The sequence below is a fragment of the Streptomyces sp. NPDC005722 genome, assembly GCF_040630935.1.
In the GTDB taxonomy this organism is placed as follows: Bacteria; Actinomycetota; Actinomycetes; order Streptomycetales; family Streptomycetaceae; genus Actinacidiphila.
In genome coordinates this window covers 1-17,170 of sequence record NZ_JBEXYN010000056.1, presented here as the reverse complement: position 1 = coordinate 17,170, position 17,170 = coordinate 1, and the positions used below count along the sequence as shown (strand labels likewise).

Sequence of the window (17,170 nt, the reverse complement as noted above, 5' to 3'; positions counted from 1 at the left end):
CACCGCAACGGGGCGACGCCCCGCACCTCGACGGGCCCAGGGCGCGGCCCACAGGCTGCTGTCCGACCAGTTCCGCACACCACCAGAAAACGGGGATCCCGGCATGGCCTACCGGACCAGAGTCGTCCACACACTGATCGCCCTGCTCGCCCTTCTCCTCGCCGCGCCGGCCGCGACCGCCGCCGCCGGCCCGCCGAACGCTTCGGGGCGGGAAGCCGCCGCGTGCGGCGCCCTCGCCCCGGGGGCCTCCGCGGCCGCCGAAGCCGCCATCGCCGCCGCCTGCGCCGAGGTGGCGGCCGGCACCTGGTACACCTGGGGCGGCGGCCACGGTGCCCAACCCGGCGCCACCTACGGCCAGATCGACCCGACCGACCCCGACAGCGCGCACGACCCCGAGCGGCTCGGCTTCGACTGCTCCGGCCTCGTCCGCCACGCCTACGCCCGTGCCGCCGGCTCGGACATCCTCAACGGCACCGCCAGCACGCAGTACTACACCCACCGGGCGGCGAACCGCTTCACCGCCGCCCAGGGCCTGGCCCCGCTCCTCCCCGGCGACCTGCTGGCCTGGGGCCGCTCCGACGACCTGCACCACATCGCCATCTACCTCGGCGCGGGCAAGATGGTCGAGGCCAAGGAGTCCGGCACCCGCCTCATGGTCAGCGACGTCCGCCTGGGCGGCGACTACTACGGCGCCGTCCGCGTCAACACCGGCACGGTGACCGGCAACATCCACCGCACCTGGGGCAGCGGCGTGTGGACCAAGCAGGCGCCCTCGCTCAGCGCCGGCCGCGTCTACGCCTTCCCCGGCCCGACCACCATCCGCGTGCAGTGCCAGAAGCACGCCGAACGCGTCGACGCCGAGGGCTACTCCAACGACGTCTGGGCCTACCTGCCCGACTACAAGGCCTGGATGACCAACATCTACATCCAGGGACCCGCCTGGCTCGTCGGGGTCCCCGACTGCAACACCGCACCGCCCAAGCCGTGACGCACCGGGCGCCGGTGGCCGCTGCCAAGCGGCCACCGGCGCCCGCACCGTCGTGCGCCCGTTCGTGGTCGCTTGCGTGCCTTCCGAAGTCAGGTGGCCGGGACCGGCACGGCCACCGGTTCGTCCTGGCCTTCCCAGGTCACCCAGACCTGCGCCGGGATCCGGCTGCCGGCCACGCCGGCCATGATGAACTCGGTGGCCTCGCCGGGGTGCACGACCGCGTCCTCCGGAACGTTTCGCACGATCCGGTTCATCCGCGCACGGTCCATACGGACGCCTGTCGCGATGGCTGTGCCGGTGTTACGGAGCCGGTACAGCGACTTCCCGACCTGCTCGACCTGCCACACGACGTCCTGGCCTTCGGGGCGGGTGCGCCGCGGTGGGACCACGATGCCACCGGGGACGCCACCGCCAGGGCGGCCACCTGGTCGGCCTCCGGGGCGGCCGCGGCCGTCCCGGCTCTCATACCCGCCGCCGGGCCGCACGGCCATCTGCCGCACGATCTCCTCGATGGCGTCCGCCCGGCGCTCGGCCGCGGCCGCACGGCGTTCCGCGGCCTCGGCGGCCCGCTGGCTGATCTGCGCGGACTCTTCGTTGAGCGCCGCCTGCTGGGCGGCCTCCGCCGCTTGCCTTCGGTCGCGGCGCTTGGCGTCCAAGATGGCGTACGTGGTTCCCAGGACCGAGATGAGGATGGCCGCCCAGGCCGGGGCGTCGCCCCAGTCAATGCTCATGGCCGGAGCGTATCTTTCGGAACGGACACGTACGGTGGGCCGGGTGCACGCTGCCCACGACCTCGAGCGGATGCGAGCGCGCTCGGTGTCACCTTGATCGCTCAGGAGCGCAGCCCTTACGGTGGTGATCCCGGCCTCGGCCGTCCCTGCCCTCAAGCCGGCGACGACGGCGTGAATCATCACCTCACCCCCCGCCGTCGCCTTCCCGGCGGCGACGGAACAGGATCAACGATGTTGCCGCATTGCTTCCTCGACCCTTCTCCTGGTCCGCCGCATCGCCCATGGGCCGGCCATCAGGCCCGCAAGAGCAATCACACCCGCACTGACCAAGGTTTCGGTCCACGGTGTTCCGCTCTGCCTGCACACCACGATCGTCGACGTGGCAACCACAGCGTTGAGCCCGAGCAGGATCGCCCAGAGGCGCCCCTTAGGCGTGGACATATCAGACATAGGCCGTACCTTAGAGCTCGAAATACGATCACGCGGGCCCGGTCACCATAGTCCTGTCATGGTGGGACCTGGGAGCGTGGCCCTGAATCGCGGGTGACGGCTCGCGTGGGGAGAGGGCTGGATGAGCGATGTGGGCGGCTACCGGAATCTGGACTGTTCCATCCAGAAGAGAGACGTTCACGGGTGCAGGATCTGTCGGATCGCTTCAACAACCTGCGTTCCCGTGGCCAGGGCTACCTCGAGGTTCGGTCGCCGAACAGGGAGTTCCCGGTGCTGACACTGGCCTTCCGAGACAATCACGGGGTCGTCCACCTGATGAGTGACCCCGATCGGATGTATCTGCTCGTAGGAGACGGCACTGTGCCCTCGAGTGCCGAGGTCGAAGTCCCGATCATGGACGACCTCGGATTGTTCACGGGGCACTTTGTCCTGGACATCGATCGCGCGTGGGAGCTGGTACACGACTTCACGCAGACGTGGGGGGCGGCCGATCCTCTGGGCGAGTGGTGTGAGTTGTAGCTTGTTGATTCAGCTCTGACGATGTTGTGGGGTTCGTAAGCCCTGCGGTCGAGAGCTGGTGGTCTGCCGCCGTGGCTGCCCTGCCATGTGCGGTGGGCGGCCTGGTCGGTGGTTGTGGGATCACCGCCCGGATCCCGCGCCGCCGCAGATGCGAGCGGATCGGCTTCGACGAACCGGGGGCTGCCGGTCACTGCCGACGGGTCGTACTCCCTCCGCGGCGCCAGCTACGCTCCGGTCATGACCAGCAACAACAGCGAGATCACGGCGGGCGATCCAGTGGGCGGCCGCCCGTGGGATGTGGCTGCCGAGACGGCTTCACTTCAGCTCGTCTATCTCGTTCCCTTGGGACTTTTGCTACTCGTTGCGTGGTTCTTCGGCCAGCTCCACGACGCTCTCAAGCCGCTCACCATGGTGGTGGTTGTGGGAGCGAGCCGGCCGGTAGTCGACCTGTGCCGGAAGCGCCCCCGTGGCTGGCGCTCGGGCATCGCCACAGCCTTCGCCATCGTGGTGGGCCTGTCGGTGCTCGGCAGCATGCTCGGGGCACAGATCTCGACAAGCGGCGAAGATTTCGGAGACAGCCTGGGCTCCATGGCAGGTCTACCCATCGGGGCTGCTGTTCTCGCGTGGAGGGTGAACCGCGCCGGCACAACTCCCTCGGGGGCATGACACCGCCCCGTGGGGCCACGATCCACACGACGGCGCTGGTATCACCGGTGGCGTCGTTCTTGCCGCGCAAGCGGGCGGGGCGGAAGCCGCCGGTAACCAAGAGACGAACACCCCGGCCGCTGCCCTCGATTGCCGCGCAGCATGGCAATCCGACATCCCCCGTCGGCGCCGGCACGAAGGGGAACCAGCGAACGAGGATGGCGGCCGGTCAGCTGCGGGGGCCGCGGACGTGGTGGTAGCCGAGTTCGAGGTAGCGGGTGCGAGTGCTCCAGGAGCCGAGGTCGGGCGTATTCGCCAGGACGTCGTGCCAGGGCTCGGTGCCGGGAACGGCCGCCCCGCTGGAGGCCGCAACCTTGCCGGGGGCCGCCTTACCGGAAGGGCCGCCCTCCTCGTTCGCCGGAAGCAAATGTCCGGGAGGCCCGGCCCAGAGCCTCAGTCTGGACCGGGCCCTGGACTCCGGAACCGGCTCCCACAGACCCGCCGAGAACATGCCGGCGAGCTGGTTTATCGCGATGAAGCTGGCCAGGCCGCCCTCGGGGTCGGTGCGGTCCGGGCGCTCGGTCAGTGCGTGCCACAGGATGTACAGGTTCGGTATCCGCACCTCGGGCTGGAATCGGTACACCAGCCGCTCCAGCCTGATCGAGCCGATGCGCGGCAGCCGTACCTTGGTGAGCGGGACCACCTCGCGCTCGCCGCCGGTCCAGGTCAGCGTCTCGTTTCGCCCCGTGAAACCGGGCTCGGCGAAGACCGTGACATGGAGATGCTCCCGGCGATCAGGCCTGCGGTTGTGCAACACGCCCGCGCCGACGACGGCGCCGCTCACGGAGGCCAGACCGGCCAAGAACATTCTGGTCTTACGGTTCATCGCGACGGGGCACCTCCCTCTCGGCAACACGGCCGCCTCAATCATGCGCCATGCATGTTGTGTTGAGCTACCGTCAAGTTCACTACCGCGGACGAGCGTTCCTCATCGATGCCCCCGCCCGCAGGGATGAGTCCCGAGCTGCCGGACTGGGGCAGCCGGCATCAGCCCGTGGGCCGAGGGCGGGCGCGGAGGCATCCGGGCGCCCGGCGGGATCAGCGCGCCGCCCACGCCTCCACCGCGGTCGTGACCGGCGTCCCCGTGAGCGCGGACTCCTCGACGGCCAGTGCCAGCAGATGGTCCTGGCAGGCCTCGGCCAGCGGATACGGTTCCGGGCCGGTGTCCCGGACCCAGGCGCCGGTGCGGCACAGCAGGTCCACCACGGCGAGGTCGTCCTCGGACAGGCTCGCGCCCAGATAGTCGTTGCGCCACACCACCCGTCCGTCGAACGAGATGTGGTGCACCTCCGCCCCTTCGAGGTTGAGGTCGGTGCCGGTGCGGCGGCGCAGCAGCGGGGACTCCACGGGCGTACGCGGATCGGCCATCCGCACCACCGTGTCGTCCACGATCTCGCCGAGCGAACCGCGCACCACCATCCGGCGCGCGCGCAGCGGATTCCACCACTGGTTGTCCGTGAAGTCGTACAGGCCCGTGCGGGCCCCGCCGAAGTCCAGAAGGGCGAGCGTGGTGACGGCGTCCTTGGGCGTGAGGTCGTCCGACCAGCCGCCCGGGGAGAGCGGGTCGGCGAGCGGGGCGGTGAAGGCCCGGGCCGTCACCGTCACGGGCCCGAAACCGACGCCCAGCGTGTGCCGGATCAGCGACATCGCGTGGTACATGTGCGTCGAGGACACCTGGACGGACGTGACCTCGCCGATCACCCCTTCTTTCGCGAGGGCGATACGGGCGGCGTGGCCGGGCATCAGCGTGTACTGCTCCGCGACCTGGACGAGTGCGCCGCCCCCGGCGCGCGTCGCCCCTCCCACGGCATCCCACAGACTCCGGAGCCCGTTCACGTCGGGCGCCGGCGGTGTCTCCGCGAGGACCGGCACCCCGTGCTCGACGAGTTCCCGTACAACCTGGGGTGTGACGTCCCACGGCACCGACGGGATCACGAACTCCGGTCCGCTGCCGCACAGTTCGGCGACCGTCCGGAACGCGGGCACCCCCCACTCCGCCTCCACCTGGGCGGCTCGTTCAGCCGAGCGCGTCACCACTCCGGCCACCGCCAGCCGTTCGGGCAGCGCCTTCGCCAGCCGGGTGAAGAACTCCGCCCGCCATCCACTGCCGACGATGCCGAACCGTATGGGTGCTGCGCTCACGTGTCCGCTCCTTCGCGCGTCCGGGGCGCGAGTCTAACCCGGCGACCCGTACCACGCGCCGCCGTGGCCCCGCACCTGCCCAAGGCGTACGGGACCTGGGTACTCCGGTCCACGGGCGCAGCCCCAGACCAGCACCCACCGTTCAGCGGGCCAACTCCGCGACACCGTCGATCAGACGCTGCACGTCCTCGCCGTCGACGTACACGGCGAGCCCCGCACGCACCGCGCCGGTGTCGCCGAGCCCCAGCAGCCGTGATGCCTCCAGCGCGTAGAAGTTGCCCGCGGGGGCGTTCACACCGCGCCGCGCCAGCCGCTCGTAGACCTCCCGGCCGGGCACTCCCTCCACGGAGAAGAACACCGTCGGTGTACGGCGTGCCGGCGCGCCGTACAGCCGCACCCCGCCGATGCCCGACAGCCCCTCCAGCAGCCGCCCCAGCAGCTCCTGCTCGTATGCCTCGACCGCTCGCATCGACTCCAGCACCCGGCTGCGCCGGTCACCCGCGGAGGACGCCAGTGAGGCGATGTAGTCCACGGCCGCGGTGGTGCCGGCGAGCATCTCGTACGGCAGGGTGCCCAGCTCGAAGCGTTCCGGCACGGCATCGCTGGAAGGCAGCAGCTTGTCCGGTCGCAGTTCCTCCCACAGTCCGGGATCGGCGACCACGACACCATGGTGGGGGCCGAAGAACTTGTAGGGCGAGCACGAGAAGAAGTCGGCGCCCAGGGTGGCCAGGTCGACCGGCGCGTGCGGCGTCAGGTGCACCCCGTCGACGTACAGCAGGGCTCCGACCTCGTGGACGGCCGCGGCGATCGCGGCCACGTCGGGGCGTGTGCCCAGCAGGTTCGACGCCCCGGTGACGGCCACCAGCCGGGTCCGCCCGGACAGCTGTTCCCGCACGGCGTCGACGCTCAACTCACCGCTCCCGGGGTCGAACGCGACCCACCGCACCACCGCACCGGCGGATTCCGCGGCCTGGATCCACGGCCGGATGTTGGCATCGTGGTCCAGGCGGGTGACGACCACCTCGTCACCGGCCGTCCACTGCCGCGCCAGGGCACGGGAGACGTCGTACGCCGCCTGTGTCGCCGACCGGGTGAAGACGACGCCCCGCGGCTCGCAGCCGAGGAGGTCCGCCATGGCCTGCCGCGCTTCCTTGACGACGTGCTCGGCACGGCGCTCCGCGGCTGTCACCGCCCCCCGGTTGGAGATGCCCGAGCACATCACCGCGGCCATCGCCTCGGCGACCTGGCGCGGCACCTGTGAGCCACCCGGCCCGTCGAAGTGGGCCACCTTTTCCCTCAGCGCGGGGAAGTCGTCACGGATTCGCAGGACGTCGAGATGCATGCACCTATCCTGCCGGAGCCCGGATGCCGTACGGGGCCGGGTCGCACGGAACGGAACCGACCCCGGGGCAACCGGCTGCATCTGCGCCTGGCGCATGGGCGCCCCGAACTCCAAAGGGTGCGGTTCCTCCGGAGTGAAGGGCTGATCGAGAGCCGGTGTCAGGGGCAGGTGCCAAGATCGCCGCATGGGAGTTATCTACGGCTACTTCGCTGCTGCTGACGATGACGACGCGGTCCGGGCCGTGATACGCGAAGACGACGAACCGATCGCGACGGGCTATGACGGGTTCGACGTCAACGGAATGGATCCGACCCTCGACCTGCTGCCGGCGGAGGTGATCCTTTCGGGTCGGTCGGCTGAGACCGTCCAGGCGGACCCGCGGCATGGCCGGCTGCTGGCGACGGCCGAGGAGGGGCACTTGGTGTGCTTGTCGCTAACAGATGCCCTGCGTGACGCACTTGCCGAAGTTGATCAAGGTTCACTGCACGAGGCGGCCCGGGTATGGGCCGCATCGGACGTGTTTCCCACGCCGCCGGATCCTGACGGCCTTACGGGGTTCCTCGAGCAGGCCGCCGGCCTGGCGAGCCGGGCGGTCGAGCGAGGGCATCGCCTCTACTGCTGGATCTGTGTCTGACGGAAGCCTGCAACCCTTGCCCGGGTCTGTGCAGCGAACGGGACCTCTCTGTGTCAAGCAGGGGCGATCAGAGAGGTATCCCGTTCTTTGTACAGTCCCTGGGGACGCACCGACCGCGAGAGCACGTGCCGCTGCGACAGGTGCCGTGGCTGCGGCCATGGGTATGTCAGGGTCGTCGCGGTCCGTCGGTGGTGGGGGGTTGGCGGCAGCCACGCAGGTTGTTCTCCAAGGCGATGCGCCAGTGGTGGTCGGCCTGCGGAGCCGTTCCCAGCGCCCCACGCAGTTCCAGGCTCGCCAGGCCGTGGACCAGGGCATTGAGCTGGACGGCGATGTCGTACGGATCGGCCGGGACGAACCGGCCAGCCTCCATGCAGCGGGCTACGGCACGGGTCAGGGTTTCGAAGGTGCCCTGAATCCGGGCGAGGGCGGCCTCGTCGGGCCGGAAGTCCGCCACGGGCCGACTGAACATGAGTTCGTACAGGTGCGGATTGGCCTTGGCTGCGGCCCGGTAGGCGTACCCGAGTGCCATGAGCCCGGCTTCCGGATCGCCGTCGGAGGGCACCCCGGCAAACGCTTCGGCGAGCCTGGCGAACCCCTCCAGGAACATCGCCTGCAGCAGGCCCGCCTTGTCGCCGAAGAGGTTGTAGACGGCAGTCGTCGAAACGCCCACCTCCTGCGCGACCCGCCTGGTACTCAGGGCTTGCGGACCCTCTTCCGCAAGCAGGTGGCCCGCCGCGTCCAACAGGTGTCGGCGAAGCTCGTCGTAGTCGCGGATGCGTGGGCGGCCCATGTTGACAAGGGTAACGCAACGATGTTTCATAACACCGTTACTAAATATCCTGTCTCCCTGGCGAAACCGAGCCAGGAGGGCGAGAACAGGAGGGGCTTCATGTCCGCGGGATCCGAACTGCACGTCGTCCTCGGTGCCGGTGGCGCCGTGGGCGGCACCGTCGTCAAAGAACTCGTCACAAGAGGCCGCCGTGTCCGTGCGGTGAACCGCAGCGGCCGGCTCACCGTGCCGGACGGCGTCGAGGTCATGCGCAGCGACATCGCTTCGGTCGACGGAGCGGCGACAGCGTGCGCCGGCGCCTCCGTCGTGTACCACTGCGCCGCGCCACCCTACGACCGGTGGGGCCACGAGTTCCCGGCGCTGACCGACACGGTCCGCAAAGGCGCGGCGGCTGCGGACGCCAAGCTGGTGTTCGCGGACAACCTCTACATGTACGGCCCCGTGACCACACCCATGACCGAGGACATGCCGTACGCGGCCGGCAACCCCAGAGGGCGCGTCCGCGCCGAGATGGCGAACTCGCTGCTGGCCGCTCATCAGGCGGGCGAGCTTCGCGTCGCACTGGGCCGGGCCTCCGACTACTACGGTCCTGGCGGCGTGAACAGCATCACGGGCACGAACGTGTTCGCCGCGGCCCTGCAGGGCAAGGTCGCACGCTGGGTGGGTTCCCTGGACCAGCCCCACTCGCTCAGCTACCTGCCCGACTTCGCCAAGGGCCTGGTGACCCTTGGCGACGATGCGCGGGCCGACGGCCTGGCCTGGCACATCCCCACGGCAGACCCCCTGACGGGCCGCCGGTTCCTGGAGCTCGTCTTCGCGCAAGCGGGCCTGCCCGAGAAGTACGCCGCCGTCAGCCGCACGATGCAACGAGGTCTTGGCCTGGTGAACCCGACCGTCCGTGCCCTCGGAGAATCCTGGTACCAGCGCGACCGTCCCTTCGTGAGCGACGCCACCAGGTTCACGGACACCTTCGGCGCACTGCCGGCGACGCCCCACCCACAGGCCATCGACGCCACCCTCGCCTGGTTCCGGACCACGCTGGACCGCTGACGCCCGTCTTCATGAGCACGGCCCAGCACCAGCGGAAGCCAATGGAAGCACGGGATGGGGTAGGTCACCAGCGACCTGGTGCCTGCCTGGTCGGCGCCGACAACCAGGCAGGCCACACCAGCCCATGAGTTGGCCACGAGACGACCCAGGCGCACGAGGCCCCTGGCAACCCGCACTGGGGGGCTGGCCTCCCCCGGGATCGTCGCGAGCGCCCCATGGGCCCCCGGGCCACAGCCCAGAAGGTTCCGCGTTCGCGCACGCCGAGTTGTTGACGGCACGCCGACGCAGCGCCCGGACCACCACACCCCGCACGTACAGGTCATACGCGAGCGCACGGCCCGCAGACCCGCGCACGGCCATGGCAAGGGCATCGGACCGGCATGGCCTGCGTGCGGGGCGCCGGTGTTCAGCGCCGGGCTGCCGCGGCCATGGCAAGGATGCGGTACAGGACGGGGACCGGGATCGCCGGGTTGGTGACCGCCTCGCTCGCCGTGTCGCGGTCGTGCAGCAGCCCGGCCAGGACGCGGGCCGGCAGCCGCGGACTGCGCACCGCCGCGCCGCGGACGTAGCCTTCCGGGTCGTTGAGCAGCCGCACCGCGTCGGCCGGTGACAGCCGGGGGTCCTCAGCCGCGCGGCGGCGCACCTCGGCCTCGGGGTCCCGGGCCAGGTGTGCGACGTCGGCCGGTGTCGACTCCGGATCGTCCAGGGCCAGGCGGCGCATCCGCGCGCTGGGGTCGGTGATGTGGCGCAGCAGGCCCGTACGGGGGAAGTTGGGGTGGCTGCGAGGCCGGCCGGGGTGGCTGAAGCTGCCGTCCCACCAGCGCCAGACCTCCAGCAGCAGGTCGGCCGGCGCGTCCTCGCACGATTCGGCGAGGAACAGGCGGACCACCCGGTCCTCGTCCTCCGCCAGGCGCGCCAGGACGTCCGGCGGGAGGTGACGGGCTCGGGCCACGCTGCGCCGGACCAGCGGGTGGGACGACGCGGCGAGGCGGCGCATCGCGTCGGCGTCACCGTGCAGGTCTGCCACCCAGAGCAGGGTGTGCGACAACAACGCCGGATCGAAGTCGTGGCGTACCGCGGCACGTTGCTCCTCGGTGAGGTCGTGGCGCAGCGCCACCGCGGAGCGGATGTCGTCCTGCGGGTCCTCTGCCAGCAGGGCGACGCCGTGTGCGCTCAGGCCCGGGTTGGCGGCCAGGGCCCGGCGTACTTCCGCGTCCCCGTCCCGGATCAGCTCCGCCTCCAGTTCGGGCCCGAAGCGGCACCGTTCGAGTGCGCGTCGCGGGTCGGGCAGGTCGGCCAGAACCTCACTGGGCATGGGTACACCGGTGTGGTGGGCGAGCAGCGCGGCCGTTCGCACCACGGAGTCGGTGTCGGCCAGGAGCCGCTCCTGCAAAGGCACAGCGAGGTCCTTCCACCGGGCACAGGCCGCCGCCCGCACCCGGGGATCGGCATCGGCCGCCAGGCCGGGAAGGTGTCGTGCGGGGAGCCCCGGGAGTTCGGCGGCTCCCGCGCGGGACGGGTTGGAGAGGAGGTCGTCGTACAGGTCCTCGGGGAGTTCGGCGCCCCAGATGCCGGCGTGCTCCGCCCAGAGCACGCGCCGGTTCGGCGACGGCTCGGCGCGAATCAGGCGTATCCACTGGTCGGAGGTGAGCTTGGGCCGGAAGGTGTCGGCGGGCCTCGACCGCACCCGCGGATCGGGGTGCGCCACGGCGGCGTCGAGGACGGCGGGCCGGTCGCATCCGTGCAGGAAGCCCTCTTCCACATCCAGCAGCCGGATCAGCAGGTCGTCCGTCGCGGCCGGATTGGACCCCATCCGCTCCGCCCAGTGCAGCGGCCACGCAGACCGGCCGGGCACCGCCGCCCACACCTCGGCGCGCTCGGCCTCCGTCTCCAGCCCGGCGGCCACGGCGGCCTCCTCCAGCCGCTCCGGCAGCCGGTCAAGGGCGGTCACCCGAGGCCCTTCCTCGCCTGGAACCGCCGCCAGCAGAACCTGCCCGTCGAGGGAGAGCGCCACGAACCCGGGGTCGCCGGTCAACCCCGGCACGCCGCTCCCGGCGTGCCGGACCCGCGTCCACCAGGAGTCGTTGCCGCCGATCCGGTGCCTGAGGACGGCCACCAGGAACTCACCGTCGGCATCGCGAAGACGGCGCCACCACGCGGCATCGAGTGCTTCGCGGGCCCCTGCGTCCGGCGCCGCGATCCCTCGCGCGATCCGCCAACCGACCTCCGGCGGGAACAAGCTGCCCGGGCGCACGTCCTCGACGACCGTGAGTCCGGCGCCTACGAGCAGATCGTGGAGTTCCTGCTGCCGTTGCACCCGGTCATGATCCCCGCCAGCTCCCGCCGAGACAAGGTCCGTACCGCCGGGCCCAACCCGCCCGCGCCCACCCACAAGTCACCTATCGTGAGGTCGTTCCGCGGGCCCCGCCCAAGCAACCGGATCCGGACCACACCTCGAGCACCGGCAGACCCATCCCATGATCCGCAGCGCGGGCCGCGTGGGCACGGGGATCGGCGAGGCGTCCTCACCGGGGCTTGCCTCCGTGGCGGCGTCGCAGACCGGGTGGGCAGGAGTGTCGTTCATGAAGCGGGTGCTCCTTCCAGGTCGGGGCCGACGCTGGGTGCCCGTCGGCAAGGTGGTGGCATCACGGTCACGGGGATCGGATAAGTTGCCCCGATGAGTGACACGGACCCGCTGGTGCCCGTCCTTGCCGGACTCGTCGTCGACGTCGTCTGGTTCCTCGACAGTTGCGAGGACGACGAGGTCGACCCCGACTCCGCGGTGAAGATGATGGAGAGCGTGAGCTGGGTGCTGGGGCAGCTGCCGCCGGACCAGCGCGATCGGTTCCTGAAGGTGCTCGCCGACCTGGTCGAGGCCGAGCAGGACCCGGGCCGGCGGGAGTTCTTGGAGGCCTTCCCCTTCGCCAGCGGCCTGGTCGGCGACGAGGACGACTCAGGTTGAGCCGAAACCTGACCAGGTAAAGGTGCCGCGCTGAAGGACGTGCCTCTCGCTGCGGCGAACCGGTTCCTCCCGGTCGTGCTCGCCCTGGTGGTCCAGAACCCAGAGAAAGTCGCCCTCGGCGAACCGTCCGACCGTCGCCGCGGTGCGCATCGCGCGGGCGAGGTCGGCGGCCGTGTGAGGCTTAGACGTCGTTTCCTATGGCGGTGGTGAGTCGTTGAGCCGTCCATGACGGGCCTGATAGTGCGGCTGGTGCCGGATGAGTTGTGGGCCTTGTTCCGGCAGGTGGTGCCGCCGACGGAGGTGAAGCGTCCGCAGGGCGGTGGGTGTCGTCGTGCAGGCGATCGGGAGACCTTGGCCGCGATCATCTTCGTGGCCACCACGGGCTGCACGTGGCGGCAGTTACCGCCGGTGTTCGGTCCGGCCTGGTCCACCGTCTACCGACGGTTTGCGCAGTGGAGCCAAGCCCGGGTCTGGGCCCGCCTGCATCGGGTCGTCCTCAACGAACTTGGGGTTCGAGGCGATCTGGATTGGTCCCGGTGCGCGATCGACTCCGTCAGCGTCCGGGCGGCAAAAGGGGGGCGTTGACTGGACCGAATCCGACCGACCCCGGCAAGAGCGGATCGAAAATCCACCTGATCACCGACCGGAACGGGCTGCCCCTCTCACTGGGCATCTCCGGCGCCAACATGCACGACAGCCTCGGACTGCAACCGCTCGTGCAAGGTATCCCGCCCATCCGGTCCCGTCGCGGCCCACGCCGCCGGCGTCCGGCCAAGCTACATGCCGACAGGGGCTATCCTCACCTGCGCCGATGGCCCAGTCAACGCGGCATCCGTTACCGCCTCGCACGCAAGGGCATCGAGTCCTCCACAAGGCTCGGCCGACACCGCTGGGTCGTGGAGAGGACGGTCTCCTGGCTCGCCGACTGCAGACGCCTGCACCGCCGCTACGAACGCAAGGCCGAACACTTCCTCGCCTTCGTCGGCATGGCCGGAGCCCTCATCGGCTACCGCCGACTTACCAGCTGAAGCAGCACCTCATAACGCCTACTCGTCTCCAGCACGGTCGCGTCGAAGCCAGCCGGTGACCCGGCCCAGCCACCCCGTGTGTGGCTGCTTGTCCCTGTCAATCAAGAAGCGGGCTGTCTGCAGCGGGTCACGCGGGGGCTGGCCGGTTTGGTGCCGGTGCCAGTAGGTGGCCACCCTCGCCTCCAGATCGCCCAGGTCAACGTTGTCGGTCCTCGACAGAACGACCGGTCCCTCCGGCCCTTCGGGGGCAGCGAGTGTCAACACGCCACCGTCGGGTGAGTACGCCGCTGTGTACTCACCCTCATCTACGTCAATCGCCTCAATCCAGTTCGTAGCGTGAATGTAGGACTCAAAGACGAGCAGGTTCCCATCACGATCGAAGATGAAAACGGTGTCGAGAGGCAGCTCCATAACGATCACTGTGGCAGCCCCCGGCCTGTCGTGCTGTCACCAAATGAAACGACGTCTTAGCAAGCGCGACCACGTCGGCCGTCTTCGGCCTGATCCGGCGGCCACCACTCGCTGCGGCCGCGACCACCCACGCCGCCCTGGCCGGCGCGCGGCGGAGTGTGAGCGACGCCGGGTGCCTTGATGAAGGGGGCCGTGTCCTCCGTCACATCCTCCAACCTCATAACGGCTCCGGCGTCTCTAGGCATGAACGGGTCACCGAGCCCGCGGACAGCTCGTCCGGAGAATCGACATCGCACCCTCAGGAGGACTCCTTGCCCTGGAATCGCCGCGCCCGTCATCGCATCGCAGCGCTGCCGCTGATTGCTGCTGCCGCGGCACTCGGCGGCTGCGCCTCGACTGCCCCAGTGCCGGCGGCGGACAGGAGCCCTTCCCCAAGGGAGTCCGTGGTCATGCACCCACAGGAATCAGGGACCGCCGTCACCGAGAAGCCCGCCGTCACCGAGAAGCCGGTGCGGTACCCGGCATCGGCCCCCGAGTTCACCGTACGAACGCGGTCAGGGCATCTCGTCAACGACTGTGTTCCCAAGCGCCTGCACCAGTACGTCACCACACTGACCACGAAGGACGGCAAGCACCTCTCCACCCTGATCCTGGGAAAGGGGCCCGACGCCGTCTACTTCGGGCACCAGTACGGAGGTCAGATCTGCAACTTCCTCGACCTCGCAGAGGAGTTCGCCGGGCGCGGCTACCGGGTGATGCTTCCGGAGTTCCGCAACCATGTGGCCTCCGAGAAGTCCGCCGCTTCCAGCTCCCTGGACGCGAAGGCCGCCTTCGACAAGCTGAAGGCCCTCGGAGCGAAGCGCGTCTTCCTGGCGGGAGCCTCCTGCGGCGGAACCACCGCGGCTACGCAGGGTGTGGCAAGCGGCATTCGCATCGTCGGCCTGACTCTGCTCTCCTCACCTGCACGTTGCGACGGCGACGCCGTGGCGGCGGTGAAGAAGATCAAGGAACCCTCCCTGTTCATGGTCGCGCACGACGACATGCAAGGAGGGCACGAGCGGCAGATCCGGGAACTCTACGAGGCATCCGCCGCACCGCAGAAGCGGCTCGTCGCGATCGACGGCGAAGAGCACGGCACTTTGATGCTGTACGGATCCAAGGAAGACGACCAGCGGCGCACCTTGGTCGTCGACTTCATCGTGAACGCCTACGCGGCCGATGACGAGGCTGGCGTACACGACTGACACGCCGACTCCCGGCACTGGCCATGCGCGACCTCACCGGACTCCCCCGTCGCCACTCGCGTCGCATGCCAGGAAGGCCCGACCGTACGATGCGCACCAGAGCGGACGGTGAGCGATGGGGAGCCCCGAGGGTGGCCTCGGCTGGGCGATCCGGCCGGGGAGGCACCTCGACGGGCGGGCCGGACCCTGACCTGGGACGCTGCACGGCTGAGCACGTCGGCAAGTAGGCCCGCAAACCGTCGTGCGCGATCGCCGGAGTCCACCTGGTCGCCCTGTCGCCCTGGTCCGCTCCGGTGCGGAGTTCGAGAACGGCGTCCTGGTCGAGCGTTCTGAGAGGATCGCAGCATGACCGGCCAACGCCACACCGTCACCGAATCCCACCGGCCCTTTGCTGAACCGGTCCGGCTCGACCTGTCCGATCCCGACACCCTGCGTCATCTGTGGGAACTTCAGCGGGCCTCCTACGCGGTCGAAGCCCGGCTCATCGGCTTCGACGGCATCCCGCCCCTGCACGAGACCCTTGAGCAGTTGCGGGCATGTGACGAGTCCTTCCTCGGGGTTCGCGACGAGTTGAGGCTTGTCGGAGCGGTCGCCTGGACCCGCTTGCCGAACGGTGCTCTGGACATCTGCCGTCTCGTGGTCCACCCAGTCGCGCATCGCCGCGGCGTGGCAACGGCACTGCTCGACGCTCTGGACTCGATCGAGCCCGCGGAACTGACCATGGTCTCCACCGGAACCGCCAACCTGCCTGCGGTCGCGCTCTATCGTCGGCGCGGATTCATCTCTGTCGGCGAGAGCCAGGTCGCGCCCGGCGTGACGGTCACGCTGCTGGAACGCAAGAACCCGTCAGCATCTCAGTCACTCCACGACTTTTGACGGTTGCTTGCCTTGCCGCCCGCCGGCACGCGGACCGTCGGGGCCACCGCCGGCACCCGCTGTATTACCCACTCAGCCTGGCGGACGCGTCGGCCTCACCCCAGAGCGGGGCGCCGGCCTCGCCGTACTCGCATGTAAGTGATGGTTCCAGAATGAGGTTCGCAGGACGCGACCAGCCCAGAGTGTCCTCGCGGATCATGCAACACTCAAGCGTGACAACGCCCGAAGAACCGCCCAAAGCAGGCCCGCCCGGCGGTCCGTATGCCTGTCCCTGCTGCAAGCTACTGACGCTGGAAGCCCGCGGACACTTCCAGATCTGTGACGAGTGCAGCTGGGAGGACGACGGGCAGGACGACCCGGACGCCGACGAGGTCCGGGGCGGCCCCAACGGGGCGGATAGCCTGACCGACGCACGTCGTCGCTACGCGCAGTACGTCACCACGACGAGGGCAACAGATCCGAGATCGGCAGCCAATGGCGGCCCCGGCAGGTGGCGTTCGCGCCCGAAACGTCGTCGTAGCTGAGTGCTTGTCGACGATCAGTAAGTGGGCTGAGCAGGTCCACGTGAGTGGGCAGAGGTGTCCGCGAGGCGTGGCATGATCCGCCCCATGAGTGAGCGCCCGCTGTCGCCGCGCTGGGTCTCGTCATGGGCCGGCACCGTCTCAGATGCCCTCACCCAAGTGACGGAAGATTTCGAACGCAGGCACGGCTATCCTCCCGGCCCCAACCTCGTGCGGCCGGCTGACCACGACGACCGCGAGGCGGCGCGCGCACTGGCCCGTGGGATAGAGGCGCCCGATGATCTGATCACCTTCTACAACACCGTAGGCGAGGTCGTGTGGGACGACGTCGGAAACGGCTACTTCTTCCACTCCGCCCCGGACGCCCTCCAGATGCTGACGGCGTACGGGACCATCCCCGTCGGCAACAGTCCTCAACCCGGGCTCGTGTTCGGCAGCGACGGCGGCGGCCGCAGCTACATCACCAACCGCGAAGGCGCCATCTGGCGCACCCGGACGGCGACCCTGGACGAGCCGGAACTCGACCAAGTCGCCGACGACCTACAGCATTTCCTCGAACAACTCGCAGAGGCCCTGGCACGGTTCATCGACACCGGCGAACCAGGCTGCCTCTGACCATTGGGGCGCCGCGCCCACCTACCCTCTGCACGCCCTAACATCGTCCACGGTGCTGGGACGGCCGGCGGGGGGGTGCCTCTATGTCTTTCGTCAAGCGAGGCGGGGGGTTCTGGGTTGGTAGTAGGTGCCGTCGCGGAGCATGGCGAACAGGACGCTGAT

Annotated in this window: 18 protein-coding genes; 11 read left to right on the top strand and 7 right to left on the bottom strand. The window is 69.7% G+C overall.

Annotated elements, in window-relative coordinates; all coding sequences use genetic code 11:
• Positions 1-103 precede the first annotated feature (103 nt).
• Positions 104-988 carry a C40 family peptidase gene (locus ABZ479_RS36945; RefSeq protein ID WP_500465639.1) on the top strand — a complete coding sequence of 295 codons (885 nt, stop codon included), beginning with the start codon at positions 104-106 and terminating at the stop codon, positions 986-988.
• Positions 989-1,077: 89 nt separating this feature from the next.
• Here ABZ479_RS36945 and ABZ479_RS36940 read toward each other — a convergent pair whose 3' ends face one another.
• Complete coding sequence (locus ABZ479_RS36940; protein ID WP_500465638.1) at positions 1,078-1,719, bottom strand: hypothetical protein; 642 nt, start codon at positions 1,717-1,719, stop codon at positions 1,078-1,080.
• A gap of 633 nt (positions 1,720-2,352) precedes the next feature.
• Here ABZ479_RS36940 and ABZ479_RS36935 point away from each other — a divergent pair.
• A complete protein-coding gene (locus ABZ479_RS36935; protein WP_500465637.1) occupies positions 2,353-2,688 on the top strand; it encodes a hypothetical protein in 336 nt (111 codons plus the stop codon).
• Between the two features lie 237 nt (positions 2,689-2,925).
• On the top strand, positions 2,926-3,354 hold the full coding sequence (locus ABZ479_RS36930) for a hypothetical protein (protein WP_500465636.1): 429 nt from the start codon (positions 2,926-2,928) through the stop codon (positions 3,352-3,354).
• 208 nt (positions 3,355-3,562) lie between these two features.
• On the opposite strand, the gene ABZ479_RS36925 is transcribed toward ABZ479_RS36930, so the two are convergent.
• From ABZ479_RS36925 to ABZ479_RS36915, 3 genes are all read right to left on the bottom strand, one after another.
• Positions 3,563-4,219: a hypothetical protein gene (locus ABZ479_RS36925; protein ID WP_500465635.1), complete on the bottom strand. Its 657-nt coding sequence runs from the start codon at positions 4,217-4,219 to the stop codon at positions 3,563-3,565.
• Between the two features lie 212 nt (positions 4,220-4,431).
• The gene (locus ABZ479_RS36920) at positions 4,432-5,535 is read right to left on the bottom strand and encodes a Gfo/Idh/MocA family protein (protein ID WP_500465634.1); all 1,104 of its coding nucleotides are present in this window, start codon (positions 5,533-5,535) and stop codon (positions 4,432-4,434) included.
• A 142-nt stretch (positions 5,536-5,677) separates the two neighbouring features.
• The gene (locus ABZ479_RS36915; RefSeq protein WP_500465633.1) at positions 5,678-6,877 is read right to left on the bottom strand and encodes a cysteine desulfurase-like protein; all 1,200 of its coding nucleotides are present in this window, start codon (positions 6,875-6,877) and stop codon (positions 5,678-5,680) included.
• Positions 6,878-7,061: 184 nt separating this feature from the next.
• Here ABZ479_RS36915 and ABZ479_RS36910 point away from each other — a divergent pair, with 184 nt between their 5' ends.
• Complete coding sequence (locus ABZ479_RS36910) at positions 7,062-7,511, top strand: hypothetical protein (RefSeq protein ID WP_500465632.1); 450 nt, start codon at positions 7,062-7,064, stop codon at positions 7,509-7,511.
• Between the two features lie 166 nt (positions 7,512-7,677).
• Here ABZ479_RS36910 and ABZ479_RS36905 read toward each other — a convergent pair whose 3' ends face one another.
• The gene (locus ABZ479_RS36905; RefSeq protein ID WP_500465631.1) at positions 7,678-8,301 is read right to left on the bottom strand and encodes a TetR/AcrR family transcriptional regulator; all 624 of its coding nucleotides are present in this window, start codon (positions 8,299-8,301) and stop codon (positions 7,678-7,680) included.
• A gap of 99 nt (positions 8,302-8,400) precedes the next feature.
• Between ABZ479_RS36905 and ABZ479_RS36900 the strand changes: the two genes are divergently transcribed.
• The gene (locus ABZ479_RS36900) at positions 8,401-9,351 is read left to right on the top strand and encodes an NAD-dependent epimerase/dehydratase family protein (RefSeq protein ID WP_500465630.1); all 951 of its coding nucleotides are present in this window, start codon (positions 8,401-8,403) and stop codon (positions 9,349-9,351) included.
• 406 nt (positions 9,352-9,757) lie between these two features.
• On the opposite strand, the gene ABZ479_RS36895 is transcribed toward ABZ479_RS36900, so the two are convergent.
• Positions 9,758-11,668 (bottom strand): hypothetical protein, encoded by a 1,911-nt coding sequence (locus ABZ479_RS36895; RefSeq protein WP_500465629.1) that lies wholly within the window; start codon positions 11,666-11,668, stop codon positions 9,758-9,760.
• A 360-nt stretch (positions 11,669-12,028) separates the two neighbouring features.
• On the opposite strand from ABZ479_RS36895, the gene ABZ479_RS36890 reads away from it, so the two are divergent.
• Both ABZ479_RS36890 and ABZ479_RS36885 read left to right on the top strand, forming a co-directional pair.
• Positions 12,029-12,313 (top strand): hypothetical protein, encoded by a 285-nt coding sequence (locus tag ABZ479_RS36890; protein ID WP_500465628.1) that lies wholly within the window; start codon positions 12,029-12,031, stop codon positions 12,311-12,313.
• Positions 12,314-12,538: 225 nt separating this feature from the next.
• A protein-coding gene (locus ABZ479_RS36885; protein WP_500465627.1) for an IS5 family transposase occupies positions 12,539-13,341 on the top strand; the annotation gives its coding sequence in 2 pieces (ribosomal slippage) (positions 12,539-12,896 and positions 12,896-13,341; 804 coding nt in all).
• 18 nt (positions 13,342-13,359) lie between these two features.
• Here ABZ479_RS36885 and ABZ479_RS36880 read toward each other — a convergent pair.
• Entirely contained in the window at positions 13,360-13,752 is a 393-nt protein-coding gene (locus ABZ479_RS36880) for a hypothetical protein (protein WP_500465626.1), read from the bottom strand.
• Positions 13,753-14,201: 449 nt separating this feature from the next.
• On the opposite strand from ABZ479_RS36880, the gene ABZ479_RS36875 reads away from it, so the two are divergent.
• The 4 genes from ABZ479_RS36875 (at position 14,202) to ABZ479_RS36860 (ending at position 17,008) form a co-directional block, all read left to right on the top strand.
• Positions 14,202-14,996 (top strand): alpha/beta hydrolase family protein, encoded by a 795-nt coding sequence (locus ABZ479_RS36875; RefSeq protein ID WP_500465625.1) that lies wholly within the window; start codon positions 14,202-14,204, stop codon positions 14,994-14,996.
• A 345-nt stretch (positions 14,997-15,341) separates the two neighbouring features.
• A complete protein-coding gene (locus tag ABZ479_RS36870) occupies positions 15,342-15,872 on the top strand; it encodes a GNAT family N-acetyltransferase (protein ID WP_500465624.1) in 531 nt (176 codons plus the stop codon).
• A gap of 152 nt (positions 15,873-16,024) precedes the next feature.
• A complete protein-coding gene (locus ABZ479_RS36865; protein ID WP_500465623.1) occupies positions 16,025-16,396 on the top strand; it encodes a CPCC family cysteine-rich protein in 372 nt (123 codons plus the stop codon).
• Between the two features lie 84 nt (positions 16,397-16,480).
• On the top strand, positions 16,481-17,008 hold the full coding sequence (locus ABZ479_RS36860) for an SMI1/KNR4 family protein (RefSeq protein ID WP_500465622.1): 528 nt from the start codon (positions 16,481-16,483) through the stop codon (positions 17,006-17,008).
• The last annotated feature ends 162 nt before the right edge of the window (positions 17,009-17,170 follow it).